The sequence below is a fragment of the Dyella marensis genome (assembly GCF_900112865.1).
In the GTDB taxonomy this organism is placed as follows: domain Bacteria; phylum Pseudomonadota; class Gammaproteobacteria; order Xanthomonadales; family Rhodanobacteraceae; genus Dyella_D; species Dyella_D marensis_A.
Map to the genome: position 1 here is coordinate 245,257 of NZ_FONH01000002.1, position 23,906 is coordinate 269,162.

A 23,906-nucleotide genomic window follows, 5' to 3' on the forward strand; every position below is an offset into this window, starting at 1 on the left:
TTCAGCCGGTCGGACCTCCCATCACCGGCAGGATCGCGCCGGAGATGTAGCTGGCGCAGCTCGGCGCCGCGAGGAATACATAGGCGGGTGCCACCTCTTCCGGCTGCGCGGGACGCCCCATGGGATTGCTGCTGCCGAACTTCGCCACGCTCTTGGCGGGCTGGTCGGCAGGATTGAGCGGCGTCCACACGGGGCCCGGCGCCACCGCGTTCACGCGGATGCCCTTCTTCACCAGGTTGGCGGAGAGCGAGCGGGTGAAGGCATGGATCGCGCCCTTGGTGGCGGAGTAATCGAGCAGCTTCGGATTGCCGAACAAGCCGGTCTCCGAACCGGTATTGATGATGCTGGCGCCGGCCTTCATGTGCGGCAACGCGGCGCGGGCCATGTGGAAGTACCCGTACAGGTTGGTGCGGAAGGTCAGGTCCATATGTTCTTCGGTGATGTCTTCCAGGGTATCGGCGTGCTCCTGGAACGCAGCATTGTTGACCAGCACGTCCAGATGACCGAACTCCTCCACGGTCTCCTCCACGGCCTGCTGGCAGAAGTCGGGATCGGTGACGTCGCCCTGGATCAGCAGGCAGCGGCCGCCTTCCTGCTCGACATGGCGTCGCGTTTCCTCGGCGTCGTCGCTGGATTCGAGATAGACGATGCCGACGTCGGCGCCTTCGCGCGCGAACAGCACCGCGACGGCGCGGCCGATGCCGGAATCGCCGCCGGTGATCAGCGTGGCCATGCCCTTGAGCTTGTCGCTGCCTTTGTACTGCGGCGCCTTGAAGTGCGGACGGGGTTGCAGCTGATGCTCCTTGCCGGGCTTGGCCTGGTGCTGCTCAGGTAGCGGCGTCTCGGGTTGCTTGCGCGCCGTCGCCTGCTTGGGCTTGGCGGATTTTTCGGCGGCGGCGCTTTTGCCCGACTTCGCCTTGGCGCTGTCTTTCTCGTCGATTTCACGCTGCACGGCGCGCTGGCGATCGGCGGCAGCGGTGGCTTTGGAGCGGGTGCGGACGGCCATCAGGGAATTCCTCGCGGCGGGCTGCCGCATGTCGATGGGTGGGAGTGCGCCTGGGTGCGCCTCGGTGGTGCGATCGATGGTGGATTTGTGGCTATGAACAGGTCGTCAAGTTGGATACGCGATCGTGTGAGCACACGAGGCATCTCGAATCTCCGCCCCCGGGGGGGACTGCATTGGACCCCCACCGCCGAGCCGGCCCGCCATGCCCGTTCTCGGTGCCCGGCCGACTCGAGATCGGATCGGCCACACCCGCAAGAGGCGGTCATTGTTTTAGGTTTCTTCCATTAAGGATGCGACATGGAAATCAGCCAGCTGCGCAACACCATCGACTGATCGCCAGCATCAAGATCGAAAGCTGAGGACACCTATCGTGCTGTCGAAAACCGATCTTCACCGTCGCCCGAAATTCGAACTCCAATCATGAAGAAAATCATTCTCCAGGTGTGCCTCGCGGCGCTACTCGCCCTTCCTGCCCTGCCTTGCCTGGCCTTGGGCAGAAAGCAGTTCCTCTACCGAATCGACTCCAGGCCGCCGGAGGTAGTGTTCGCCGAAGGCTTCACTGCTCCGGGAGCCAACCTCGATCTGATGAACCATTACAGCTGGCTTTTCGCGCGAGGGCACGGAGAAAGCTCGGGATTCATAGACCTCGTCGGAGATGAGGAATCAGCCATTTCGCTCATGTCCATGGCGAGGAGTACGTACTCCGGATACATCTATCGCATCCAGGTCGATCAACACTTCTACAGCGTCAACAGCAGCCTGCGGGATCTTCTTCAGCGCATGCGGGCGGCGGGCGCGAATTGGAGCGTGACATTCGACGTGGAGGATCTCGTGGATCGCTTCGATTCGCACGAACAGTATGTAACCGACCAGTCGATCACCGGAGACATGATCATCTCCGCCTCTTCATTTACCTACACGGCAGGACCTTCGTTTACGGCTCCCCCGCAGATCGATATGACCCAGACGTGGGACAACGAGGATTTTGTCCAACGCGATCCTTCTTATACGAACCTCAGCCCCTACCCCATCGCCTGGTCAGCCCCGGACACCTCATCCGCTCCTTCCTCCTGTTCAAATCCAGCGCCGCAGGCGTCGAGCAGCGACAACAACGAAGGCGCTGCAGGACCGGACTGCGACGGTGACAGGCTTGCGGTCGTCGGCGCGTTCGGCGTCATAGCGGTCGGCATGCTTCCAGTCTGTCTTCCGCGCATGAAAAGAAGTATCGATGCCGCGCATTGCGCGAAGTTGCCCGTCGTCAATATCTCCAGACGCTCCAGGGCGTTGCGCGTCCTCGTGGCCGACCTGGAGCTGCAGCCCTCCGGCGGGGGACAAGGGCGCGACGAGCTATGACGGCACAGATTTCGGATTCACTCGCCATGAGATGGAAGAGCGCCATGCAACGAAGCCTGTCCAATAATTATCTGCACCTGTGGTTGATGGCTTTGTTCGCCGTCGTATCGATGCCATGCCTTGCCCAGCCCAAATTCGTCTATCGCGTCGACACCAGGCCTCCAGAAGAAATCTTCACGAGCGGCTTCACCACGAGGGGGACCAACCTCGACCTGAGAAGGTACATGAGCAACTCCATATTCGTCAGGTCGCGCGGGCCGGCAAACAATCCAGGATTCATTGCAACCACGGAGTATCGGGCCGCAGCCCTCCGCATCAGCGAATCCACTATGTTTCAAAGAGGGCTGGAGCGCGTATACATCTATCGCATTCGCGCCAACAACGACTTTTACGACCTTAATCTCAGCGTACGGCATTTACGAGAGGTCTCACATGCCGCCGGCTGTGCCGAAGATGCGAATGTCTGCACCGATTGGCTGCAAGAAGTCTCCAGGGGAATAACGTTCATGAGCGAAAGCGCGCTGCAGTCGACATTCGTAAGCGACAGATCGATTCCGGCAAACATGATTGCCTCTGTCGATGTTCTCGAGGCGACGGGAGTGGTGCGCATAGTGGACCACGCGATGCAGCAGCGCAGATTGAACCTGGCATTGATCGAGACGATCGACAATCACCACTACATCGACGCCGATACCCGCGCCAATCCCAATCCTTACACCGCACCTGAGCCGGTCACCAGCGCTTCGTCTTCAGCCTGCCGCCCGCCCATGCCACCCACCGGCGACGACGAAAGTGGAAGCGGCCCGGCAGGACCAAGTTGCGAGGGAGATCTCGTCGCCGTAGCGGGGCCGAGCGGCTACATGCATCCCGGGCTTTTTCCGGATTGCCCATCTTCGTCCCACAAAAGAAGTCTTCAGGCACCCGATTGCACACCGCCCCCGACGATCAACCTGTCCAAGCTCAGGCGGGCAATGCGCGTTCTCATCGCCACTGATGATCTGCAATCCGCCAGCGGCGGACAAGGGCACGGCGAGCTATGAAGGGCTGACGCGCGTCGACATTCACCCTCAGCTCTGCCCCGCGCGCCGCAGCGGTGTCTCCTGCTTGTCGCTCCCGCGCACCTTCGCCGCCGCGGCGCGCACCTGTCCCCGCGCGCCCAGCATCATCTCCTCCAGCCAATGCACCAGGATCGAGCTGTAGGCCTCGCGCGAAGCCTCGTCGCTCAGGCTGTGGTCGGCGCCGCGGATGACGCGATAGGTGAGCGAATGGGTTTCCGTGCAGGCCTTGCGGTAGCTGGCCAGCACGGGCGACGGGACGATCTCGTCGTGTTCGGATTCGACGATCAGCACGTCGCCGGTAAAGCGCGAGCAGGCGCGCAGGGCGCGATTGTCGTTTGCTTCGATCGGCTGGCCGCGGTAATCGCCGAGCTTCTGCACGCGCGCCAGCAGGCGCTTGGGTACGCTCCAGTCGTCGTCGCGATAGATCGCCGGCGCGCGCAGGCCGAGCCAGCACACGGGGCGGCGCTCGGTGAGCAGGGCCGCCAGGTAGCCGCCATAACTGCTGCCCACCACGGCGATGGAATCGCGCTCGACCAGCGGATGCGCAGCGAGGAAATCGTAAGCCGCCAGCATGTCGTGCAGGTTTTCCTCGCGCGAGACGGTGTCGCGCTGGCTGGCGGTGGCGACGTGGCCGGTAAGGTCGAAGGTCAGGCATACGCAGCCCAGGGCAGCGACCTTGTGCGCGTTGGCGCGGTACTGGCGCTGGCTGCCGCCCCAGCCGTGCACCATCAGCACGGCCGGCATGCGCGGCGCCGGGGAAATCAGCGTGCCCGCCAGTTCGCGGCCACGCATGCTGATGTGGATGACGTCGTCACGTACCGGCACTGCGCTTGGTCCTCACGTACTTGAGCAGGAAGCCGGCCTGTGCGTCCTCCCCATGGAACACGATCTTGGCGTCGGACGGCACCGGCTCGCGCGGGTCGTAGCTCTCGCGGGTGGCGGCCCAGACGGCACGGCGCGCGGGATGCGCCAGCAGCGCACCCACCGCCTCCACTTCCGCCGCACTGGCGCCGCCGATGCGCCAGGACTGTTCCAGCACGCCCGAATACCAGCGGCCGCCGGCGTCCCGGCCCTGCGCCACGTCGTAGTTGGCACGCGAGGCATACGTATTGGGAAAGCATTGCAGCGCTTCGTCGTGATAGCAGCGCGCCTGCTCCACCGCCAGGCGCTGATCGCCGGTTAGCGGGAGCTGGCGCAGCGTGTCCAGGCCGCCCGGCGTGCACAGCAGATCGGTGCCGCCGTACACCCATACGCCGTCGTGGTTGCGGGTCAGGCGCTGGCGGCCGACATAGCTGGCGCGGATGCCCTCCAGCGCCACCTGCCCCACGCTGACCGTGGCCACCTCCTCCAGGTTGCGCTCCACCACGAAGCCGTCTTCCAGCCACGGCCCCGGCCCGGCCTGCTCGATCAACGGCTCCAGGTCGGCGAGCGAGGCCACCACGTGCTGGCCGAGGCCGCCGGCATCCCACGGCGACTTGATACGCACGCTGCCCTCGTGCAGCAGCCGGGCGGCGGCGATGCGCAGGTCCTCCGGCGTGAACACCGCATAGCCCGGCAACACGACATCGATGACGCGCTCGGCAAACTGCTCCGACCAGCCCGGCGGCGCGGCGCTGCCGGGACGCACCAGGCCGTGGCTGATCAGCTTGGTGCCGACGAAATCTTCGTTCACCACGCCACCGAACAGGTCGTTCGGCCCGGCGATGCCGAAGCGGCGCGCCTCGCGCGCATTCAAGGTGCGATATGGCACCACGTAGCGCTCGCCGTGCGGGCGGCGTTCGGTGTCGCGGCCGATGCCGCCATAGCTCATGCCCAGCAGGCCGGCCAGGCGTTCGGCGACCCAGAGGTGGGAGGACAGCTCGTGGCCGCCGGGCGCCTGGCCCATGGGCGCGTAGACGAGCACGCGTCTTGCATCGCGGGAACGCAGGGAGCTCTCGGCCATGGACACGGGTTCCTCCGGCGCAGGGGAGCAGAGGGCGACACCCGTTCGCCCCGATCGCAGTGTTCCCGCCGCGGTGCGCATGGCACGTGAATGCCCGGCGGTTCGATAGACACTCGGCGCCCCTGCCATCCACCACGAGAGCACTCATGCGGTGGGGACGCACCGGCGTCTGCGGCGATCCCTCGGGCATCTGCTGCAGGTTCACGTGCCCTGGCCAGCTTCGCGCATGGACACGCTGCCGACTTTCTTTCCGTCGGAGGAAAAACGCCGGCATTCATCGTGCCAACCGCTGCACGCTCGCGAACTGCCGCATGCACGTGACCGTCACGCTGCCGTGACCACGCGTGCCGCTACAGTCGCGATGCCCCAAGCAGCACGCGACGCCCGCATGTCCACCATCCTGGTCATCGAAGACGAACTCGAAATCCTGGAAGTCACCAGCGTGCTGCTGGCTTCCTCCGGGTACCAGGTCGTGCATGCGCGCAACGCGGAAGAAGGCTTTCGCGTCGCGCTGTCGCGCGACGACATCGACGTCGTCTTCACCGATGTAAACCTGGGCAACGGCATGAGCGGCACCGACCTGGTGGACAAGCTGCGCGAACAGGGCTCGCGCGCCGCGATGGTGGTGGTCTCCGGCGACATGGATCCGTTCAGCGGCTGGAGCCACCCGCATGCCACCTTCCTGCCCAAGCCCTACGGCCGGCGCCAGCTGCTGTCGGCGATCGACGAGGCGCGCGAGCAGGTCGCCGGCGACGACACGGCCCCTGGCTGGCGCGCGCAAGCGCTGTGACCACCGGAAAACGCCGGCAAGGGGACGCACCGCAGCCGGGACTGCAGGAGGCGGGCCTGCTGCCGACCGCGGCGAAAGAGCTGGACGAGCCGGAACGGTTTCAGGAAGCTCGCATGACGACCGCCAGGCCTCTCTCCTATGAGCTGCTCGTCCACTCCATCGTGGACTACGCGATCTACATGCTCGACACCGAGGGCCGCATCGTCAGCTGGAACAAGGGCGCCGAACGCATCCTCGGCTACCGGCCCGAGGAAGTGATCGGCCAGCCCGTCGCGCTGTTCTATCCCACCGCCGAACGCCGCGTCCGCCGCGCCGAATACGAGCTGGCCATGGCCGCGCGCACCGGCCGCCATGCCGAGGAAGGCTGGCGCATCCGCAAGGACGGCAGCCGCTTCTGGGCCTATGTGGCGCTGGATGCGATCCGCGGCGAGGACGGCGAGCTGATCGGTTTCGCCAAGGTGCTGCGCGATATGACCGACCGGCGCATGGCGGAGGAAAAACTGCGCGAGAGCGAGCGGCGCTTCCGCCTGTTCGTCAACAGCGTGTCGGACTGCGCGATCTGCATGCTCAACCTCGAAGGCCTGATCACCGAGTGGAACCGCGGCGTGCGCCGGGTCAACGGCTTCCAGGCCGAGGACATGGTGGGCCGGCACTGCGCCTTGCTGTTCGCGCCGGAAGAAGTGGAAACCGGCCTGCCCCGGCGCCTGCTGGAGGAAGCCCGGGCGGAGGGCAAGGCCGCCGCCGAATGCTGGCAGGTGCGCAGCGACGGCAGCCGCTTCCAGGCCTGCGTGATCGTCGACGCGGTACACGACCAGTCCAACCGCCTGCTGGGTTTCGCGCTGGTCATCCGTGACATCTCCGAGCGCTGCGACAACGAACGGCACCTGGAGGAAGCCCGCGCGCAGCTGTTCCAGGCGCAGAAGATCGAAGCGCTGGGCCAGCTGACCAGCGGCATCGCGCACGACTTCAACAACCTGCTGCAAGGCATCATCGGCTCGCTGGAAGTAGCCAGGCTCCGCGCCGGCCAGAGCGAACTGAAGGACACCGTGCGCTTCATCGACAATGCGCACCAGGCGGCCGATCGCGCCGCCGCCCTGACCCATCGCCTGCTGGCCTTCGCGCGGCGCCAGCCGCTGGTGACGCGCGCGGTGGACGTGCGCGAGTCGATCCTCGGCATGGAGCAGTTGCTGCGGCAGACCATCGGCGAGTCGATCACCTTGCGCCTGGACTTTCCGCGCGAACCCTGCCTAGTGCGCTGCGACCCGCACCATTTCGAGAGTTCCCTGCTCAACCTGGCGATCAATGCGCGCGATGCCATGCGCGACGGTGGCCTGCAGGCCATCGCCGCGGGCCAGGTCGACAACCTGGACGGGCAGCAGCGCATCGCCAGCCTCGCCAGCGGACGCTATGTGGCGATCGCGGTGAACGACAACGGCTGTGGCATGGACGAGGACACGCTCAAGCGCGCGATGGATCCGTTCTTCACCACCAAGCCCAAGGACCATGGCACCGGCCTCGGCCTGTCGATGGTGTACGGCTTCGCCGTGCAGTCGGGCGGCAGCCTGCGCCTGCGCAGCGAACCGGGGCGAGGCACCACGGTGACGCTCTACCTGCCGGTCGCCCGCGAACTGGAAGAAACCGCTGTGCCGGCGCCGGCACGGCCGCGCAAGCTGCCGGGCCAGCCGACCATCCTGCTGGTGGAAGACGAGCCGGCCGTGCGCGAGCCGGTGGCGCTGCGCCTGCGCGAGATGGGCTTCGTGGTGATCGAGGCCGACAACGGTTACCGCGGCCTGGAAATCCTGCGCTCGCCGCAGCCGCTGGACCTGGCCATCGCCGACGTCGGCCTGCCCGGCCTCAACGGCCGCCTCATGATCGACCGCGCGCCGCCGCACCGGCAGGGACTGCGCGTGCTGTTCACCACCGGCTACGCCGATTCGTGGGTGCTGGAACAAGGGCCGCCGCTGGGGGAAGGCATGGACATGCTGACCAAGCCGTTCGACATGGGGGCCTTGCTCAGCAAGATTTATACGTTGGCGGGGGTGGATTGAGGCATCGGCACAGCGGCAGGCCTTGCCGGCAACCCGACGCCCCCCTCACCGTCATTCCGGCGCAGGCCGGAATCCAGCAGCGTCGATATTCGATTGTCGCGACAAGATCCACAGCCAGAGCATCGACGTTGTCGCTCGATGCAGCATGTCGTTACTGGATTCCGGCCTGCGCCGGAATGACGGTGAGGGGGCCTGTTCCCCTGCAGCCTAGTCGTCATTCATCCTTCGGCGCCTTCGCCGGCACGAATGGCGATACCGGGTCGCTGGCCGGGAAAGTCTCCTCCAGCGAGTGATCCTGGTTCTCGCTCTCCTTGCGCTTGCGCGCCTCGCGTTCGGCTTCGGTCTCGCGCTCCTTCGGCGGCGAGTCCAGCGGATGCTTCGAGTCTTTGCGGTCACGGTCGCTCATGGTGCTCATCCTCGGCGGGCACTGGCAGGATGGAGCGGCAGGGGTGAAACAGGCATGCAATCGGACTCGGCATCGCGTGAACGCACGACGCGTGCGCCGAAGCTGCAGCAGTTGGCATGGCGCTTGTATGCCTGTCCAGGCAACACCGCCCCCAGGAGAACGCCATGAAACCATCGCAGCGAGATCCGCGCGGACAGCGCCCACACCACGAACACCGGGGCGAAGAACGCGACCCGCGCTACGTCAATCGCCCGGAGAGCTACGCCGGCTACGCGGATTCGGGCGACGACGACTACCCGGCCGCCCAGCAGGATTCGACGCGTGGGTACAGCGGCCACGCTCATCCGCGCCCCTCGGGCGAGCAACCCGGCGATCCCGCTCGCTACGCTCGCGGCTACTCCCGCGACCATGCAGCGGGCTGGAGCCAGGACGGGCCGCAGCCCGGCGAAGAACAGCATTACCGCGGCCACGGCCCTCGCCGCTCGCCGCCAGGCGACGAAGACATGCTCGACACGATCTGCGAACGCCTCGCCGGCGACTCGGACATGGATGCGAGCGAGATCGAAGTGAGCGTGCGCGACGGCCGCGTCGTGCTGGCCGGCATGGTGCCGTCGCGGCAGGCCAGGCGCGACGCGGAGGCGATCGCCGAAAGCGTGCGCGGCGTGCGCGAAGTGGATAACCGGCTGAAGGTAGAGAGCAAGGACACGCAACCGTTCTGACGGTATGCCAAGCCCCGTTCGCGGGTCAGACCACCAGCCAGCGCAGGCCCAGCGCCTGCAGCGAACGCATCACCGTGGAAGCGTCGAACGGCCTGGGCGTCGTGCCGCGTGTTCCAGGCGACAACCAGGTCGAGGCCATCAGCCGGCCGTCGGTGCTGTGCACGGCGAAGGCCGGATAGGCCGGGAGCAGCGGCGGCGTCTCGCCTGTATCAAGTTCGTGACAGGCATCCGCATGCACGATCAGGAACGCGATCTCCCATGGACGCCCCGTCCGCCATTCGGCCAGCTCGCACAAGTTGCGCAGATGAACCATGGGGTTGCGCATTCCTGCACCGCGCAGGCGTTCCGCCGCGCGCTCCACGTCGCCGTGCTCGTCTTGCACCAGCACCACCACCGGCAATTCGGACATCGCGACTGAAGCCTCCTCGGCAGCATCGACGAAAGCCGTCGATACGTAGCCAGCAAGCCATGTGCCATCGCGGCAGCCTCGTGCTATCGGCATGTCCACACGAATTAGACGAGGCGTGCACCCGGGGCCATGCACCATCCATTCCTGCATGAAGCGCCCGTGTGGAGCGCATACGTCTCCACTGCCATGCATGCAGGCCCGGCTCGCGCGATCGCGCGAACCGCGGCGATTAACCTTCCCTTGAGAACCCCATGACATCCATTGCACCAACGATCCTCCTAGTCGACGACGATCCGGGATGCCTCCAAGCGACCAGTGCGCACGCGAAACTCAAGGGTTGCAAAGTCATCACGGCCACCAGCTTCGCCGCGGCCAGCGATGCCGCCATGGCGCACACCTACGACCTGGCGCTGGTCGATATCTCCCTGCCCGACGGCAATGGCCTGGACCTGATCGAACGCATCGCGCTCTCGCGCCATGGGCAAGCCATCGTGCTCACCGGCTATCCCACGGTGGACAGCGCGATCCGTACGGTACGGCTGCCGGCGGCGGATTACCTGGTCAAGCCGATCCGCGGCGAGCAGCTGGAAGAACTGCTGGACCGCGCGCGCGCCAGCGCCGCGCTGCGCCATGCCGAGGGCGCCCGCGAGCCGCGCTGCGGCGCGCTGATCGGACATAGCCGCGCGATGCGCGCGCTGTTCGACAAGATCGAGCGCGTCGCGCCGATGGACATCACCGTGTTGATCCATGGCGAAAGCGGCACGGGCAAGGAACTGGCCGCGCGGGCCGTGCACGAACTGAGCGGGCGCAAAGGCCGCTTCGTCGCGGTCAATTGCGGCGCGGTGGCGCCGGAGCTGCTGCCCAGCGAGATGTTCGGCCATGAGCGCGGCAGCTTCACCGGCGCCGTGCGCGATCACGCCGGCTATTTCGAGCAGGCCGAAGGCGGCACGCTGTTCCTGGACGAATTCACCGAGATGCCGCTGGCGCTGCAGACCCACCTGCTGCGCGTACTGGAAGAGCGGCGCGTCACCCGCGTGGGCTCGCACAAGAGCCAGCCGGTCGATGTGCGGGTGGTGGCGGCCTGCAATCGCGTGCCCGCCGAGGCGGTCGACCAGGGCCTGCTGCGGCAGGACCTCTATTACCGCCTGATGGATTTCCCCATCCGCATGCCCGCGCTGCGCGAGCACCCGGAAGACATTCCCTATATCGCCGCGCACCTGCTGGATCAGCTCAACGAGCGCTACGAAACCGCCAGGCAGTTCTCGGCCGAGGCCGTGGCGCGGCTGATGGCGCACCACTGGCCCGGCAACGTGCGCGAACTGCGCCATGTGATCCAGCGCGCCTTCGTGCTGGCCGAGGAAACCATCGAGGTGCCGGCCTCGCCGGAGGCGATGGAGGCGCCGCTGCGCGACAAGACCCGCTTCGACATGCACGTCGGCATGTCGCTGGAAGAGATGGAGAAGCGCGCCCTGCTCGGCACGCTGGAATACTTCAACCACGACAAGGCGCGCACCGCCGACGTGCTGGGCATCAGCCTGAAGACCATCTACAACAAGCTGGCCCGCTACGCCTCGAGCGACGAGCTTGCGCACAAGCAGTGAGCGCGGTGCCGCACCATGCCTGCCGACAACTCCCAGACCCGCGAACGTCCAGGCTGCGTCGAGACAGCGTGCATGCGGCATCGACGTGCGCGACCGGCGCAGGCTTGCCTGCCTGCCGGGCTGGCAAGCAAGCGTGTAATTTCTTCTCATGCTTGCACTTACTACCAGCGCTGCACCTGCATTCGGGCAGGCGCAGGTCGAATTGTCGCCAGCCGTGCGGTGACGGGCACTGGCATGGATGTTGCGATAACCGATGCGGCGGCGTTGCCGCCGCATCGGCACGGGACGTATCACAACACGCCCATCAGGAGCAGGACGACCACGATGATCAGCAGCACGCCGAGACCGCCGCTGGGCCCGTAACCCCAGCCACGACTGTAGGGCCAGGCCGGGACGGCACCGATCAGCAAAAGAATGAGCACGATCAAGAGGATCATCGACAACGACATGACGTTTTCTCCTGTCTTCGGTGGCACTTCCATGCAGCAGCATCCGTGCCATGCGCCGCTGCCGGCCACCGCATGTTCATCCACCCTTACCGGAGACTTTTCATGACTGCCACCAACGAACATGACGTCAAGGTTCTCAACGACCTGATCGCCACCACGCTCGACAGCGCCGACGGCTACGGCGAGGCCTCCAAGGATGCCAAGAGCTCGCAGCTGGCCAGCCTGTTCCGCGACCGCGCGGCGGAGCGCGAACAAGTGGTGGGCAAACTGCAGCAGCGCGTGGCCTTCCTCGGCGGCAAGCCGGAAGACAGCGGCACGGTGCTGGCGTCGGCGCATCGCATGTTCACCAATCTGCGCAACAGCCTGAGCAAGAGCGACGAGGCGGTGATCGACGAGGTCGAGCGCGGCGAGGATCACATCAAGCATAAGTTCGAGGATGCGCTGGAAGACGGCGACGTCACGACGGACACGCGGGCGATCATTGCCGATGCCAATATCTCGGTGCGCAGCGGGCATGACCAGATGAGCCGGATGAAGCACATGCTGCATTCGTAATGCAGCGAAGCAAGCCGCAGCGCAGGTTGGGGTGAGCGCAGCGAACCCCAACCTGCCTGTCCTGATGACGACGCCACGTTGGGGTTCGCCTTCGGCTCAGCCCAACCTGCGCCCGGCCGGCTACATCGACAGCAGACCCGCGTCGATATCCTCCACGCCCTGCTCGATCTCCCCGAAGCCCTCCCACGGATCCTTGCGCAGCCGCTTCAGCCGTTGCACCGCCGTGCGGATATCGAAGGCATCGCCGCCTTTGAGCTTGCCCAGTTCCTCCCAGCGCACCGGCACCGCCACCGGCGCACCTTTGCGCGCGCGCAGGGAGTACGAAGCGATGCTGGTCGAGCCGCGCGCGTTGCGCAGGTAGTCGACGAAGATCAGGCCCTCGCGGCGGCTCTTGCTGGCCTGGGCGATGAATTCGTCCGGCCAGGCCCGCGCCAGCGCATCGGCGAACGCGTGCGCGAAGCCTTTCACCGCCGGCCACGCGCATGCGGGGCGCAGCGGCACCACCACGTGCAGGCCCTTGCCGCCGGTGACGCGCAGGAAGGACTGCAGGCCCACCTGCCCCAGCAGCTTGCGCACCAGGCGCGCCGCGGCGACCACGCGCGGCCACTTCACGTCGGGTGCGGGATCGAGATCGAACACCATCAGATCGGCGTGGTCCGGATCGTTGGCCAGCGCACCCCAGGGGTGGAATTCGATCGCGCCGAACTGCACCAGCTCCAGCACCGCCTCGGCATCGTGCGGACACAGATAGATCGCACTGGCGCCGCGCTGCTCTTTCAGCCTGGCGCCGCGCACATGGTGCAGGCCCTGCATCATGTGCTTCTGGAAGAAGCAGTCGCCGGCGGTGCCCTCGGGACAGCGCAGCACCGACACCGGGCGGCCGGCCACGCCGGGCAGGAAGGACTTCATCACGGCCTGGTAATAATCGGCCACGTCCTGCTTGGTGATGCCCAGGTCCGCATAGATCACGCGCTCCGGGTGGGTGATGGTGACCATGGCTGGCTCCTTCGCGGATGAAATACGGCGCCTGGCCGGCGCCTTGTCGCCGCGCTGCCTGGTGGATACGGCGGGCCGGTCGCCCTGACCCAGGTCGCCGATGCCCTTGTCCAGGCGCACCGCCTTCAGGCTGGGCTGGCGCAGCAGGCCATGGTTGCCGTAGCCGCGAAAATACACCTCCACCACCACCGCGGGCGCCACCCAGGTGGCGTTGCGCAGCAGCGGGTCGATGGTGTCGCGTTCCACCGGCGGCGACTTGCGCACATGGCGGCGCAACTGCGTGGCGATCTCGCGCAGCTGTTGCGCGCCGAAGCCGGTGCCGACGCGGCCGGCGAAATCCCAGCCGCCCTTGGCGTTGGGCCGGCCGAGCAGCAACGAGCCGAAGCCTTCGCGCGTCCCCTTGCCCGGCGTATAGCCGACCACCGCGAACTCGTCGCTCTCCATCAGCTTGGCCTTGCGCCAATCGTCGCCGCGGCCGCCGCGGTACGGCGAATCGGCGGCCTTCGATACGATGCCCTCGACTTTCCACTGCTCGGCCAGGCCCATCATGCGCTCGCCGCCGCCCACATGGTGGGCGCTGAACAGCAGCTGCGCCTGCGTGTCCGGTGCGGCGGCAAGGAGCCGCTGCAGCAGCTCCTTGCGCTGGCGCAGCGGCACGCGGCTCAGATCATGGCCCTGCAGATGGATCAGGTCGAACAGCGCGTACATCAGCGGCGCGCGCGATTCGCCGGAGAGCACCTGCTGCAGCGTGCCGAAGTCGCTATGGCCATGGCGGATGGCGATCAGCTCGCCGTCCAGGCGCGCGCTGTCCAGGCCCAGCATCTCCAGCGCATGCACGATCGCCGGGACGCGGCCGGTCCAGGCGATGCGGTTGCGCGACCACAAGGTCACTTCGCCGTCGGCGATGGCGGCGAGCAGGCGGTAGCCGTCCCACTTCACTTCGTGCAGCCATGACTCGCCACGCGGCGGTTGCTCGACCAGGCGGCACAGCTCGGGGGCGAAGAACTCGGCGGCGATGGCGGCCTTGCGCGCGCCGGGCAAGGCAGCGGCCTGCTTGGCGAGGGTTGCCAGCGAGCTGCGCCGGGCGGTGCTCGCGCGGCGCGGCCTGGCGGTCTTCGCCGCGGTTTTCGCGGCAGTCTTCTTGCCCGCGACCTTCTTCGCGCTCTTGCCTGCCGTGGGCGTGGAGGGAGGCTCGCCGCCCTCCTCTACCGAATAGCGATCATGCGCCTTGATCAGGAACCACGAAGGCTGCCGCTCCTTCCGGTGCCCCCGCACGAGGTGCCAGCTGCCCTTGAGGCGCTTTCCGTGCAAGGTGAAATGCAGGTGCCCCTTGCGCAACTGCTGGTCGACATCGCCCTCGGCCGACCACACGCCGCGGTCGTAGCAGTCGACATGGCCGGCGCCATAGTTGCCTTTCGGAATGTCGCCTTCGAAATCCGCATAGGCCAGCGGATGGTCTTCCACCTCCACCGCCAGCCGCTTCACCGAGGGATCGAAGCTCGGCTCCTTCGGCACCGCCCAGCTCTTGAGCACGCCGTCGATCTCGAGCCGGAAGTCGTAATGCAGGCGCCGTGCCGCATGCTTCTGCACCACAAAGATGCTGCCGCCGGCCTTCGCCCTCGCGCTCGGCGACGGCTCGGCGGTCTGCCGGAAGTTACGCTTGCGTCGATACTCCTGGAGTTTCATGCGCGGCCTCGGATCATCGGTGGCGATGGGCGCGGCGAGCCGCGCCGGCAGTCGCAGGCGAGCCTAGCGGCGGCCCCGTGACCACCAGGTCGATACACCAGGCATGCCATGGCCGATACATCGCGGTCACGCTCGCTTTACTCCCGCCACGCTTTGCTGGGGTTCCCCTCGGCAACCCCGGTGGCCCTGCCATGCCTCGCCCGATCTGGAACGGCTCGCTCTCGTTCGGCCTGCTGAACATCCCCATGTCGCTGATGCCGGCGGAGCGCAATGTGGACCTGCACTTCCGCATGCTGGACGGGCGCAACAACGCGCCCATCCGCTACGAACGCGTCAACACCGAGACCGGCGAGGAAGTGCCCTGGAAGGACATCGTGCGTGCCTTCGAATACAAGAAAGGCAGCTACGTGGTGCTGGAGCCGGAAGACGTGCAGGCCGCGCGTTCGGAAAGCAAGGAAATGGTCGAGATCGAGGCCTTCGTCGAGGCCAGCGCCGTCGGGCCCGAATTTGTCGAGAAGCCCTACGTGCTGGTGCCGGCCAAGAAAGCCGAGAAAGGCTATGTGCTATTGCGCGAGATCCTCGCCCGCACCGGCCGCGTCGGCATCGCGCGGGTGGTGATCCGCTCGCGCGAATACCTGTGCGAGGTGGTGCCACGCGACAAGGCGCTGTACCTGATGCTGCTGCGCTATCCGCAGGAGATCATCGACGCCGGCGAATACAACATCCCCGACCAGCCGCCGTCGCACTACCGCATCTCCACACGCGAGATGGACATGGCCGCGCAGCTGATCGATGCGATGAGCGCGAAGTGGAAGGCTTCGGACTACAAGGACGAGTATCGCGACCGGCTGAAGAAGACCATCGAGAAGCGCATGAAGTCCAAGGGTGTGGTGCGGCCGGTCGAGCGCGAGGAAGAGCCGGCCGAGGAGACCGCCACCAATGTGGTGGACTTCATGTCGCTGCTGCAGAAGAGCCTGTCGGAGAACAAGCGGACGCCGGCGGCGAAGAAGGCGCCAACAGCGAAGAAGGCGCCGGCAAAGAAGGCGAGGACGCGGACGAAGGAAAAGGCGCCCGCGAAGAAGACGGCCAAACGGACTGGCCATCGCCGGCGATAACCAAAGCCGATGTAGGTTGGGGTGAGCCAAAGGCGAACCCCAACGGACGCATGGATGGAGCGCACCGTTGGGGTTCGCCCTTGGCTCACCCCAACCTACGGCTACCGTCGGGCCTCAGAAGCGCAATCTCAGGAACAACGAGGGCCCGTTGACCTTCATGTCCAGCTGGTCGTCATAGGCATTGTGGCCCTGCTTGACCTTGATCTTGGTATAGCCGTATTCCGCGCCCAGGCCGACATTCTTCCAGGGAAACCATTCCACGCCGACCGCGCCGTTATAAATATGGCCACCCAGCTTGCGGCCATTCTTCTTCACGCCAGAGGCGTCGACATATACGCGCAACTGGTCGCTCACGGCATAACGCCACCCCAGCTGCAGCATCGGCGCCCAGGCGTTGTCGTCGCTCTTGGCGGTTGCCTGCGCGGTCTGGCCAAGCGCCGTCGCCTCACCGCTGATGCGCGTACTCACACCATAGTAGGCCGCACCCACGCCGACGCCGAACACGCTATTGCCATTGCCGAACCACCAGTGATACGCCGCGCTGCCGAAATCGAAATTGAGCTTGCCGCTGACCTTGGCGGAGGCGCCGTAGGTGACGCCGCGATAATTGATGTCGCGGCTCAGGTAGCGGGATTCTTCGCGGTTGATCGTGTAGTAGTCGAAAGAGAAGCCCTGGTGCTCGCCCAGCAGCACGTCGACGCGCGCACGCGGGCTCAACTTGTGATCGGGGAAGCCCAGGTCGTCCTCGAGGTTGACGCTGCCGCGGACCAGATTGTTGCGGTCGTTGGCGCTGATCTTGGTGTCGGTGTTGGCGTAGAAACCGCCAAGCCACACGCTCACATTGTCCAGCGCCGGCGATTGCTGTGCGGCGGCGGCGCCGCTTCCGCAGGCGAGCAGTACGGCCGTCGATAACTTCGCGGCGATGCGTGCGTTCGTCCGCCGGTTCCGTTCGTTCATGCGTTGGCTCCCGATGTCGATGTGCGCTGGAAATCTAGTCAGCGCAAGGTGGACAGCGTGTTGGTCGACCGTGAAGAGTGCGACGACATTCCGTGGGTGAGGAACGCGCTCGCGGTTGATGTCATGGCGTGTGCGCGCGCATCGCGTGCAACAGCCCGTTCACGCCTGCGTGCCGCGCGCTTGAACACCGCCTCTCCAGACTGCGTCGGCATGCAGACCGTCGGCGACTTCATCCTCGAGCGCCTCAGCGACTGGGGCATCCAGCGCGTCTTCGGCTATCCCGGCGACGGCATCAACGGGTTGATGGGCGCGATGGGGCGGGCAGCAGAACGCTTCGACTACGTGCGTGTGCGCCATGAGGAAATGGCCGCATTCATGGCCTGCGGCCACGCCAAGTTCACCGGCCGGATCGGCGTGTGCCTGGCCACTTCCGGACCCGGTGCGATCCATCTGCTCAACGGCTTGTACGACGCGCGGCTGGACCATATGCCGGTACTGGCGATCGTCGGCCAGCAGGCGCGCGCGGCGCTGGGCAGCGATTACCAGCAGGAGGTGGATCTGCAGGCGCTGTTCAAGGATGTCGCCAACTATGCGCAGACCGTCACCACGCCGGCGCAGGTGCGCCATGTACTGGATCGCGCCATTCGCATCGCGCAGGCCGAGCGTGCCGTCACCGTGGTCATCGTGCCGCACGATCTGCAGCTGATGCCGGCCGTGCCCAGTCCGCCGCGCAAGCATGGCAACGTGTACTCGGGCGTGGGACTTGCCCTGCCCCATCCGCAGCCCACGGCCATGGAACTGGAGCGTGCGGCATCGGTAATCAATGCGAGCGAAAGAGTAGCGATCCTGGTCGGCGCCGGTGCGCTGGATGCCTCGACCGAAGTGCGCCAGCTGGCCGAACGGCTCGATGCCGGCGTGGCCAAGGCGCTGCTCGGCAAGACCGTGCTGCCGGATGACCTGCCGTACGTGACTGGCCCGATCGGCCTGCTCGGCAGCAAGCCGAGCTGGCGGCTGATGAACGGCTGCGACACCCTGCTGATGATCGGCACCACGTTTCCGTATTCGGAGTTCCTGCCGCCGGATGGGCAGGCGCGCGCGGTGCAGATCGACATCGCGCCGCGCAACATGTCGTTGCGCTATCCGGCCGAGGTCAACCTGGTGGGCGACGCCGCGCAAACCATCCGCCGCCTGCTGCCGTTGCTCAGCGAAAAGCGCAATGCCGACTGGCGCGAGCGCATCGAGGTCGATGTGCGCAAGTGGTGGCGCCTGCTGGAAGGCCGCGCCATGGCGCCGGCCTCGCCGATCAACCCGCAGCGTGTGTTCTGGGAGCTGTCGGACTGCCTGCCGGATCGCGCCATCGTATGCGGCGACTGCGGTTCGCATACCGGCTGGTTTGCGCGCGACGTGAAGTTGCGCGAAGGCATGCTGGCCTCGCTTTCCGGCGGCCTGGCCACCATGGGCGGCGGCGTGCCGTACGCCATCGCCGCGAAGATGGCCTGGCCGGATCGCCCGGTGCTGGCCATCGTCGGCGACGGCGCCATGCAGATGAACGGCAATGCCGAGCTGGTGACGGTGAAGCAATACTGGCGGCGCTGGAGCGATCCGCGCTTCGTCGTGCTGGTGGTGTCCAACCGCGATCTGAACCAGGTGACCTGGGAACAGCGTGCGCTGGCCGGCGATCCGAAGTTCGATGCGGCGCAGGATGTCGAGCCGTTTCCCTACGCGCGCTATGCCGAACTGCTCGGTTTTCGTGGCCTGCGCGTGGATCGCCCTGAACAGATTACGGATGCATGGCGGCAAGCCTTCGCCGCGGATTGCCCGGTGGTGATCGAGGCGGAAACCGATCCGAATGTGCCGCCCCTGCCGCCGCATGTGAACTGGCAACAGGCACGCGAGTATCTGGCCGCGCTGGCCGGCCCCGACAGCGACCGCGGTCCCGTGGCGCGCCAGACGGTGCGTCAGGTGCTGGCGGGCCTGTTCGGCGCCGAGGATTGATTAGAGACGAGGATGGATAGAGAGGTTATCGACACATGCCCAAGCCACCCGCCAAGCGCCCCCATGGGAGCGGCGACCGCAACGTCAACGCGGTAGCGCGCCAGGACCGCAAGGGACAACAAGACCGCGACCGCAAGATCCGCGAAGGCGAAAAGGCCACGGACAAGGCCGCCAAGCGCGACATGGGCGTGCGTTAGCCGAGGCCGCACATGGCCAAGGCGCGCATCGGCATTTCCGGTTGGCGTTATGCGCCATGGCGCGGCGTGTTCTATCCGGACGAGTTGCCGCAGCGCGAGGAACTGGCCTATGCCTCGCGCCAGCTCGCCAGCATCGAGATCAATGGTTCGTTCTACAGCCTGCAGCGTCCTTCCAGCTATGCGCGATGGCGCGAGGACACGCCACGCGGCTTCGTGTTCGCGGTGAAGGCGCCGCGCTATATCACGCACATTCGCCGCTTGCGCAACGCGGAAGAAGGCCTGGCCAATTTCTTCGCCTCCGGCGTGCTGTGCCTGCGCGAGAAGCTCGGGCCGATCCTGTGGCAGCTGCCGCCGAGCTTCCGTTATCGCGAAGACGTGCTCGAAGACTTTCTGGCGCAGTTACCGAAAGACACGGAGAGCGCCGCGGCGCTGGCCAAGCGTCATGGCAATCTGGCGAAAGATCGCCGCGCCTGGGAAACGGATCGGCGCCGCCGCCTGCGCCATGCGCTGGAAGTGCGGCACGAGAGCTTTCGCGATCCGGCCTTCATCGCGCAATTGCGCCGTCACGGCGTCGCCCTGGTCGTGGCCGATACAGCGCAACGCTGGCCTTTGCTGGAGGACGTGACCGGCGGATTCATGTATCTGCGCCTGCATGGCGACAAGGAACTCTATGCCAGCGGCTACACACCTGCCGCGCTGCGGGCATGGGCCAGGCGACTGCGCGCGTGGATGAGAGGCGCACAACCGCGCGATGCGCGGCGCGCGTCTCCTGACACCAGGCCGCCGAAGCGCGCCTCGCGCGATGTGTATGTCTATTTCGATAACGACCAGAAAGTACGCGCGCCGTTCGATGCGATGGCATTGGCGAAATTGATGAAACGCTGAGCAGCGGGAATCCCGGCAACGGCTTTGTGCGCCTGGCGCGTGCGGCTCTTTTTATTAATAGGAAGGCGATTTGCCCGGGAATCGAATAGTGGCCATGCGTATTTTGATTGCCATGATTGGCGGCATTTTTCTCTGGGTGAAATAACGATGATAATGAAGTGAAATACAAATAATCGTTACGAAACGAATGATAATCCCAGATGGATTTCCCACTAGCCACAATTGACTAGTCCGAAATTCGCGCCCATTTGGTCATGTTTTGATCAATATTTTGACGTAGATCACATTTTCGCCACTTGTGGCTTATCGGCCGGAAGCGCAAACCACACTCAGCGCCACCACATGGCGCTGGTTGCAGTGGGATGCTTTCTTACGGCATCTTTCCTAATTTGGTTAGCAAATGGAGGGGACGCATATGCGGCATCTGCCGACTTTTGGTTTCAAGGCGCTCGCAGCCATCGCGCTGCTCGCGGGGATGGCGGTCTGCGGACCGGCCATGGCGGACAATCAGAACGGCCAGGGCCAGAGCGGCCTGGGCCAGGCATGGCCCAATGCGCCGGACGTCAGCTCGAGCCCGCGCTGGCATGTCTATGTCTTCGTGCGCAACGGTATTCGCTACGTGCAGGTCAACGACCTCAACGGCAACGTGCGTGCCGCGTTCGCCGCACACGGCGGCAATTTCCTGGTCCTCCCGATCGGCACCGACGCCTCCCGCGTCGCCACGCCGCAGGATCCGCAACCTGCTCCTGCCAACACGCAGGGCGAGATCGTCTACCAGGACAGCGACGTGAAAGTCCAAGTGACGCCACAGGCCAACAGCGTCATGACGCTGCAGGCAGTGGACTCCACTTGCAACGATCCGGTGGAATGCAGCTCGCGCGTCAATTGATGCGTTGATTCAAGTCGAAATAATCGGGCGCGGGTGTTATCACTCGCGCCCGATTTTTGTGTGGGAGTAAATCATCGTTGGCATTTGCGCTCTTGCTCTGCGCTCTTGCTCCGGCTTTTGACCTTGCTCTTGATCTCCACCCCCCTTGGCGCGGCGGTGAGGGCTGGACGATCAGGCCCCGAAGGGGGCGAGGACAGGAGTCCTCGCCTTTTTGACGGGACATGGATGTCCCGTCAAAAAGCCCGGCCAGCCCTCACGTACCCGCAGCAGCGAAGCTGCGGAGGGCGCCGTGCAGGGTGCCCTTCTCTTTGCCTACTTTCTCTTGGGCAAGCAAGAGAAAGTAGGTCGGGCCGCGGCAGCGGCACGAAACCCTCGCCAACGGCGAGACAAAGCTACGCGCAACGCGACAACTAGGCGTGGTCGCTACTGGATGACTCGCTTCGCTCGCCCCTTCGGGGCCGCCCTTCGGGCGTTCTTCGCGCTACGCGCTCGTCCTGCCTGCGCAGGAATGACGACAAAAAAAGGCTAAAGCAGAACCGTCGGGGCGAGCCCAGCCCCCTCACCCGACCCTCTCCCCGGCGGGGAGAGGGAGAAGTGCGATGGACTCGCAAGACGGAGAGAAGAAAAGAAGAGCGAAGCGGCGTCCGATGCGATCAGGACAAAACCGAACCCTTCTCAAGGCGCCGCGCGACTGACCCGCAACGCGTCATGCAGCAGAATCGTAATCCGCAACCCCAGTGGATTCTCCCGCACATGCGCATCGCCACCATAAATCTGCGCGCGCTCGCGGATCGTCTCGATCCCCTGCCCGCTGGTTCCCAGCAGCGACATCGCCTTCTTGTGCTGCTCCTGTGCCAGGCGCACGCCGCCATCGGTCGCCGAAGCGCGATGGCAATCCATCCGCATCACCACCCAGCGCATCCCCTGGCTATGACCGCCGCGGATCACCAGGTCCACATGGCGCGTGGGCTGGCAGCTCAGCGCATAGACCAGCGACTCGCCAGCGAGGCGATACAGCGTCATGTGCACGTCGGAGGCCAGATGATCCAGATCCTGCCCGACCAGCTCGCACTCGTAAGTGGCGCCGATCGCCGCCGCCGCCATCGCGACCGGACCGTCGCGCAGCTGCACCGTCGACGGCTCGCCCTGCTCGCGCCACACACGCGGATACAGCGCATTGGTGAGGCGGTGCATCTCGTGCTGGGCCAAGGCGGCCTGGCGGGAATAGGCACGCTCCTCGTTGGCCGGGATGCGATCGCGCAGGCGATCGAGCAGACGGTTCTGCATGTCGCGCATGGACTGGCGCACCTGCTCCAGCGCCTCGGCGGCATGCTTCATGCGCAGCTCTTCCTGGTACAGGCCCTGCTGCGCCAGCAACAGGCCGTACTCGCGGTCGACGCGCTCGCGCTGCGCGCTGACTTCGCCACTGACCGTATGCGCCAGACGCGTGCCGAGCATCAGCAAGGTGGAGATGGCAAAGGCGATGATCGCCTGCGCCTGGATCACCGAGGGGTCGCGCACGATGGTGGAGGTAAGCGCCACCGCGCAGCTGGCCGCCGCGCCGCCGATCGCCGCGCCGCGCCAGCCGTGGCGCAGGGTCAGCCAGGCCACCGGCACGAACATCGCGATGCGGCACACCTGCATGGCATCCGCGTTCTCGCTGGCATAGCCGATCGCGGTAAGTGCGATCAGCGGCAGCACCAGGCTCATCGCGCCATCGCGCAGCAGGCCGCTGCGGCGCAGCGCCATCCAGGCCGTGGCCGGACGCGTCTCGACCAGCCAGCCCCGTACGACGAGCGCGAGCGGGGTCAGGGTCAAGGCGCCCAGGTAATTGCCCAGGAAGTAACCGAATACGATGCGCGCCGTGATCGCCGGTGCCGCCTGCCCGGAGGGCAGATGCACCGATGCCAGCGCGGCAATATTGCCTGCGGCAGTCAGCACGGCGCAGGCGAGCGCGGCGATCAGCACGGCGGGGACGTCGATGCGGCCGTCCGCCTGCACGACGCTCGTGCGCCGGCGGAACCACGCCATGAACGGTGCGCACAATGCGATCGGCGGGAAGGCCGCAAAACTCGCCCAGGCCCAGCCGAACATGCCATGGCTGAGCCATGCCTGGTAGGCGACCGGCATGGCTTCGCCCAGCACCAGGGCGGGCCAATAGCGCATCGGCACGAGCAGCAGCGCGGCAAGGCGCAGGCTGGCCGGCAGGTTCCAGTTGGACACCGAAACGCTGCGCAGCAAGGCGTACACGGCGGCATAGCCGACAGCCACCAGCAGATGGCGCCACCATACGAACCGGATCGATTCCTCCCGCATAGCCTCCCTCCCCGTCGTCGCCATCGTCCTCCGACCGTTTTCACCGGCCGCCTGTACCTGTCGCCTGTACCTGTCGCCTGGATCGTCAGCCCTGTGTGGGTCGCCTCCCCGACGGCCTGCTCAACCACCATCCGGGCATCAAGCCGCAATGATCGGACGAAAAAGCCTGTGCGTTACGTCGTCGGACCGGTAACAAAGAAGCAAGTCTTGAAATGTGTGATGCGCTTCACGCTCGTTGTTTCGAGAATCGCTGGTGGCGTGAGGCTGAAGGAAACCGACCGCGTCCGGATGCTTATTTTGCCACGCGTCAAGCACCGGCGTCAGTGTGCATCCGATATCTGTCCTATGCATGACGTAAGAAAGAAGCGTGCCATGGCGAACGCCTAGGCCATTGGTCATAGGAATAATTCCAGGCCCGGCTTGACCGCCGTGAAAAGACGTCTATCCGCCTGGGTGGATGCAAGCCCCCTGAAAGACTCAGCGCCAAATTTCCGACGTTTCGACTGGAATTCACGCGCCGGTCGCGGCAAGCCG

21 protein-coding genes are annotated in these 23,906 nt (G+C 65.7%); 12 read left to right on the forward strand and 9 right to left on the reverse strand.

Features of this window, described 5'->3' with window-relative positions:
- Position 1: 1 nt before the first annotated feature.
- A complete protein-coding gene (locus tag BM172_RS03850; protein ID WP_026636619.1) occupies positions 2-1,006 on the reverse strand; it encodes an SDR family oxidoreductase in 1,005 nt (334 codons plus the stop codon).
- A gap of 420 nt (positions 1,007-1,426) precedes the next feature.
- Between BM172_RS03850 and BM172_RS03855 the strand changes: the two genes are divergently transcribed.
- Both BM172_RS03855 and BM172_RS03860 read left to right on the forward strand, forming a co-directional pair.
- Positions 1,427-2,359: a hypothetical protein gene (locus BM172_RS03855; RefSeq protein ID WP_026636618.1), complete on the forward strand. Its 933-nt coding sequence runs from the start codon at positions 1,427-1,429 to the stop codon at positions 2,357-2,359.
- Between the two features lie 44 nt (positions 2,360-2,403).
- Entirely contained in the window at positions 2,404-3,399 is a 996-nt protein-coding gene (locus tag BM172_RS03860; RefSeq protein ID WP_026636617.1) for an enterotoxin A family protein, read from the forward strand.
- 27 nt (positions 3,400-3,426) lie between these two features.
- Here BM172_RS03860 and BM172_RS03865 read toward each other — a convergent pair whose 3' ends face one another.
- Both BM172_RS03865 and BM172_RS03870 read right to left on the reverse strand, forming a co-directional pair.
- Complete coding sequence (locus BM172_RS03865; RefSeq protein WP_197022889.1) at positions 3,427-4,242, reverse strand: alpha/beta hydrolase family protein; 816 nt, start codon at positions 4,240-4,242, stop codon at positions 3,427-3,429.
- Positions 4,229-5,359, reverse strand: coding sequence for a DUF3182 family protein (locus BM172_RS03870; protein ID WP_026636616.1), 1,131 nt, complete (start codon positions 5,357-5,359; stop codon positions 4,229-4,231). Before BM172_RS03870 ends, BM172_RS03865 begins: the two co-directional genes overlap by 14 nt.
- Before the next feature lie 388 nt (positions 5,360-5,747).
- On the opposite strand from BM172_RS03870, the gene BM172_RS03875 reads away from it, so the two are divergent.
- A complete protein-coding gene (locus tag BM172_RS03875; RefSeq protein WP_026636615.1) occupies positions 5,748-6,149 on the forward strand; it encodes a response regulator in 402 nt (133 codons plus the stop codon).
- Positions 6,150-6,262: 113 nt separating this feature from the next.
- Positions 6,263-8,197, forward strand: coding sequence for a hybrid sensor histidine kinase/response regulator (locus tag BM172_RS03880; protein WP_026636614.1), 1,935 nt, complete (start codon positions 6,263-6,265; stop codon positions 8,195-8,197).
- A gap of 214 nt (positions 8,198-8,411) precedes the next feature.
- On the opposite strand, the gene BM172_RS03885 is transcribed toward BM172_RS03880, so the two are convergent.
- Complete coding sequence (locus tag BM172_RS03885; RefSeq protein ID WP_026636613.1) at positions 8,412-8,603, reverse strand: hypothetical protein; 192 nt, start codon at positions 8,601-8,603, stop codon at positions 8,412-8,414.
- A 164-nt stretch (positions 8,604-8,767) separates the two neighbouring features.
- Here BM172_RS03885 and BM172_RS03890 point away from each other — a divergent pair, with 164 nt between their 5' ends.
- Entirely contained in the window at positions 8,768-9,322 is a 555-nt protein-coding gene (locus BM172_RS03890; RefSeq protein ID WP_026636612.1) for a BON domain-containing protein, read from the forward strand.
- 25 nt (positions 9,323-9,347) lie between these two features.
- Here the strand turns inward: BM172_RS03890 and BM172_RS03895 are convergent, their stop codons facing one another.
- A complete protein-coding gene (locus BM172_RS03895; protein WP_026636611.1) occupies positions 9,348-9,731 on the reverse strand; it encodes a hypothetical protein in 384 nt (127 codons plus the stop codon).
- A gap of 251 nt (positions 9,732-9,982) precedes the next feature.
- Between BM172_RS03895 and BM172_RS03900 the strand changes: the two genes are divergently transcribed.
- Entirely contained in the window at positions 9,983-11,332 is a 1,350-nt protein-coding gene (locus tag BM172_RS03900; RefSeq protein WP_081805284.1) for a sigma-54-dependent transcriptional regulator, read from the forward strand.
- A 290-nt stretch (positions 11,333-11,622) separates the two neighbouring features.
- Here BM172_RS03900 and BM172_RS03905 read toward each other — a convergent pair whose 3' ends face one another.
- Entirely contained in the window at positions 11,623-11,814 is a 192-nt protein-coding gene (locus tag BM172_RS03905) for a DUF3309 family protein (protein WP_231504246.1), read from the reverse strand.
- Positions 11,815-11,883: 69 nt separating this feature from the next.
- Between BM172_RS03905 and BM172_RS03910 the strand changes: the two genes are divergently transcribed.
- On the forward strand, positions 11,884-12,336 hold the full coding sequence (locus BM172_RS03910; protein ID WP_026636610.1) for a PA2169 family four-helix-bundle protein: 453 nt from the start codon (positions 11,884-11,886) through the stop codon (positions 12,334-12,336).
- A 120-nt stretch (positions 12,337-12,456) separates the two neighbouring features.
- Here BM172_RS03910 and ligD read toward each other — a convergent pair whose 3' ends face one another.
- Positions 12,457-15,018 carry a DNA ligase D gene (gene ligD, locus BM172_RS03915; RefSeq protein WP_026636609.1) on the reverse strand — a complete coding sequence of 854 codons (2,562 nt, stop codon included), beginning with the start codon at positions 15,016-15,018 and terminating at the stop codon, positions 12,457-12,459.
- A 191-nt stretch (positions 15,019-15,209) separates the two neighbouring features.
- Between ligD and BM172_RS03920 the strand changes: the two genes are divergently transcribed.
- Positions 15,210-16,133 carry a non-homologous end joining protein Ku gene (locus tag BM172_RS03920; RefSeq protein ID WP_026636608.1) on the forward strand — a complete coding sequence of 308 codons (924 nt, stop codon included), beginning with the start codon at positions 15,210-15,212 and terminating at the stop codon, positions 16,131-16,133.
- Between the two features lie 114 nt (positions 16,134-16,247).
- Here BM172_RS03920 and BM172_RS03925 read toward each other — a convergent pair whose 3' ends face one another.
- Positions 16,248-17,090 (reverse strand): porin family protein, encoded by an 843-nt coding sequence (locus BM172_RS03925; protein WP_035323852.1) that lies wholly within the window; start codon positions 17,088-17,090, stop codon positions 16,248-16,250.
- 210 nt (positions 17,091-17,300) lie between these two features.
- Between BM172_RS03925 and BM172_RS03930 the strand changes: the two genes are divergently transcribed.
- The 4 genes from BM172_RS03930 to BM172_RS03940 all read left to right on the forward strand — a co-directional run bounded on the left by BM172_RS03930 (position 17,301) and on the right by BM172_RS03940 (position 21,056).
- Positions 17,301-19,085 carry a thiamine pyrophosphate-requiring protein gene (locus BM172_RS03930; protein ID WP_026636606.1) on the forward strand — a complete coding sequence of 595 codons (1,785 nt, stop codon included), beginning with the start codon at positions 17,301-17,303 and terminating at the stop codon, positions 19,083-19,085.
- A 35-nt stretch (positions 19,086-19,120) separates the two neighbouring features.
- Positions 19,121-19,282, forward strand: coding sequence for a hypothetical protein (locus BM172_RS22415; protein WP_155964739.1), 162 nt, complete (start codon positions 19,121-19,123; stop codon positions 19,280-19,282).
- A gap of 12 nt (positions 19,283-19,294) precedes the next feature.
- Positions 19,295-20,167, forward strand: a complete 873-nt coding sequence (locus tag BM172_RS03935; protein WP_026636605.1) for a DUF72 domain-containing protein — start codon at positions 19,295-19,297, stop codon at positions 20,165-20,167.
- Between the two features lie 415 nt (positions 20,168-20,582).
- Positions 20,583-21,056, forward strand: coding sequence for a hypothetical protein (locus tag BM172_RS03940; protein WP_026636604.1), 474 nt, complete (start codon positions 20,583-20,585; stop codon positions 21,054-21,056).
- A gap of 675 nt (positions 21,057-21,731) precedes the next feature.
- On the opposite strand, the gene BM172_RS03945 is transcribed toward BM172_RS03940, so the two are convergent.
- Complete coding sequence (locus tag BM172_RS03945) at positions 21,732-23,372, reverse strand: MASE1 domain-containing protein (RefSeq protein WP_026636603.1); 1,641 nt, start codon at positions 23,370-23,372, stop codon at positions 21,732-21,734.
- Between the last annotated feature and the right edge of the window lie 534 nt (positions 23,373-23,906).

Excerpts from the sequence above, each read along its gene's own strand:
- BM172_RS03850 (WP_026636619.1), bottom strand. The coding sequence starts at position 1,006 with ATGGCCGTCCGCACCCGCTCCAAAGCCACCGCTGCCGCCGATCGCCAG.
- BM172_RS03855 (WP_026636618.1), top strand. The coding sequence starts at position 1,427 with ATGAAGAAAATCATTCTCCAGGTGTGCCTCGCGGCGCTACTCGCCCTT.
- BM172_RS03860 (WP_026636617.1), top strand. The coding sequence starts at position 2,404 with ATGCAACGAAGCCTGTCCAATAATTATCTGCACCTGTGGTTGATGGCT.
- BM172_RS03870 (WP_026636616.1), bottom strand. The coding sequence starts at position 5,359 with ATGGCCGAGAGCTCCCTGCGTTCCCGCGATGCAAGACGCGTGCTCGTC.
- BM172_RS03875 (WP_026636615.1), top strand. The coding sequence starts at position 5,748 with ATGTCCACCATCCTGGTCATCGAAGACGAACTCGAAATCCTGGAAGTC.
- BM172_RS03880 (WP_026636614.1), top strand. The coding sequence starts at position 6,263 with ATGACGACCGCCAGGCCTCTCTCCTATGAGCTGCTCGTCCACTCCATC.
- BM172_RS03885 (WP_026636613.1), bottom strand. The coding sequence starts at position 8,603 with ATGAGCGACCGTGACCGCAAAGACTCGAAGCATCCGCTGGACTCGCCG.
- BM172_RS03890 (WP_026636612.1), top strand. The coding sequence starts at position 8,768 with ATGAAACCATCGCAGCGAGATCCGCGCGGACAGCGCCCACACCACGAA.
- BM172_RS03895 (WP_026636611.1), bottom strand. The coding sequence starts at position 9,731 with ATGTCCGAATTGCCGGTGGTGGTGCTGGTGCAAGACGAGCACGGCGAC.
- BM172_RS03900 (WP_081805284.1), top strand. The coding sequence starts at position 9,983 with ATGACATCCATTGCACCAACGATCCTCCTAGTCGACGACGATCCGGGA.
- BM172_RS03905 (WP_231504246.1), bottom strand. The coding sequence starts at position 11,814 with ATGGAAGTGCCACCGAAGACAGGAGAAAACGTCATGTCGTTGTCGATG.
- BM172_RS03910 (WP_026636610.1), top strand. The coding sequence starts at position 11,884 with ATGACTGCCACCAACGAACATGACGTCAAGGTTCTCAACGACCTGATC.
- ligD (WP_026636609.1), bottom strand. The coding sequence starts at position 15,018 with ATGAAACTCCAGGAGTATCGACGCAAGCGTAACTTCCGGCAGACCGCC.
- BM172_RS03920 (WP_026636608.1), top strand. The coding sequence starts at position 15,210 with ATGCCTCGCCCGATCTGGAACGGCTCGCTCTCGTTCGGCCTGCTGAAC.
- BM172_RS03925 (WP_035323852.1), bottom strand. The coding sequence starts at position 17,090 with ATGAACGAACGGAACCGGCGGACGAACGCACGCATCGCCGCGAAGTTA.
- BM172_RS03930 (WP_026636606.1), top strand. The coding sequence starts at position 17,301 with ATGCAGACCGTCGGCGACTTCATCCTCGAGCGCCTCAGCGACTGGGGC.
- BM172_RS22415 (WP_155964739.1), top strand. The coding sequence starts at position 19,121 with ATGCCCAAGCCACCCGCCAAGCGCCCCCATGGGAGCGGCGACCGCAAC.
- BM172_RS03935 (WP_026636605.1), top strand. The coding sequence starts at position 19,295 with ATGGCCAAGGCGCGCATCGGCATTTCCGGTTGGCGTTATGCGCCATGG.
- BM172_RS03940 (WP_026636604.1), top strand. The coding sequence starts at position 20,583 with ATGCGGCATCTGCCGACTTTTGGTTTCAAGGCGCTCGCAGCCATCGCG.
- BM172_RS03945 (WP_026636603.1), bottom strand. The coding sequence starts at position 23,372 with ATGCGGGAGGAATCGATCCGGTTCGTATGGTGGCGCCATCTGCTGGTG.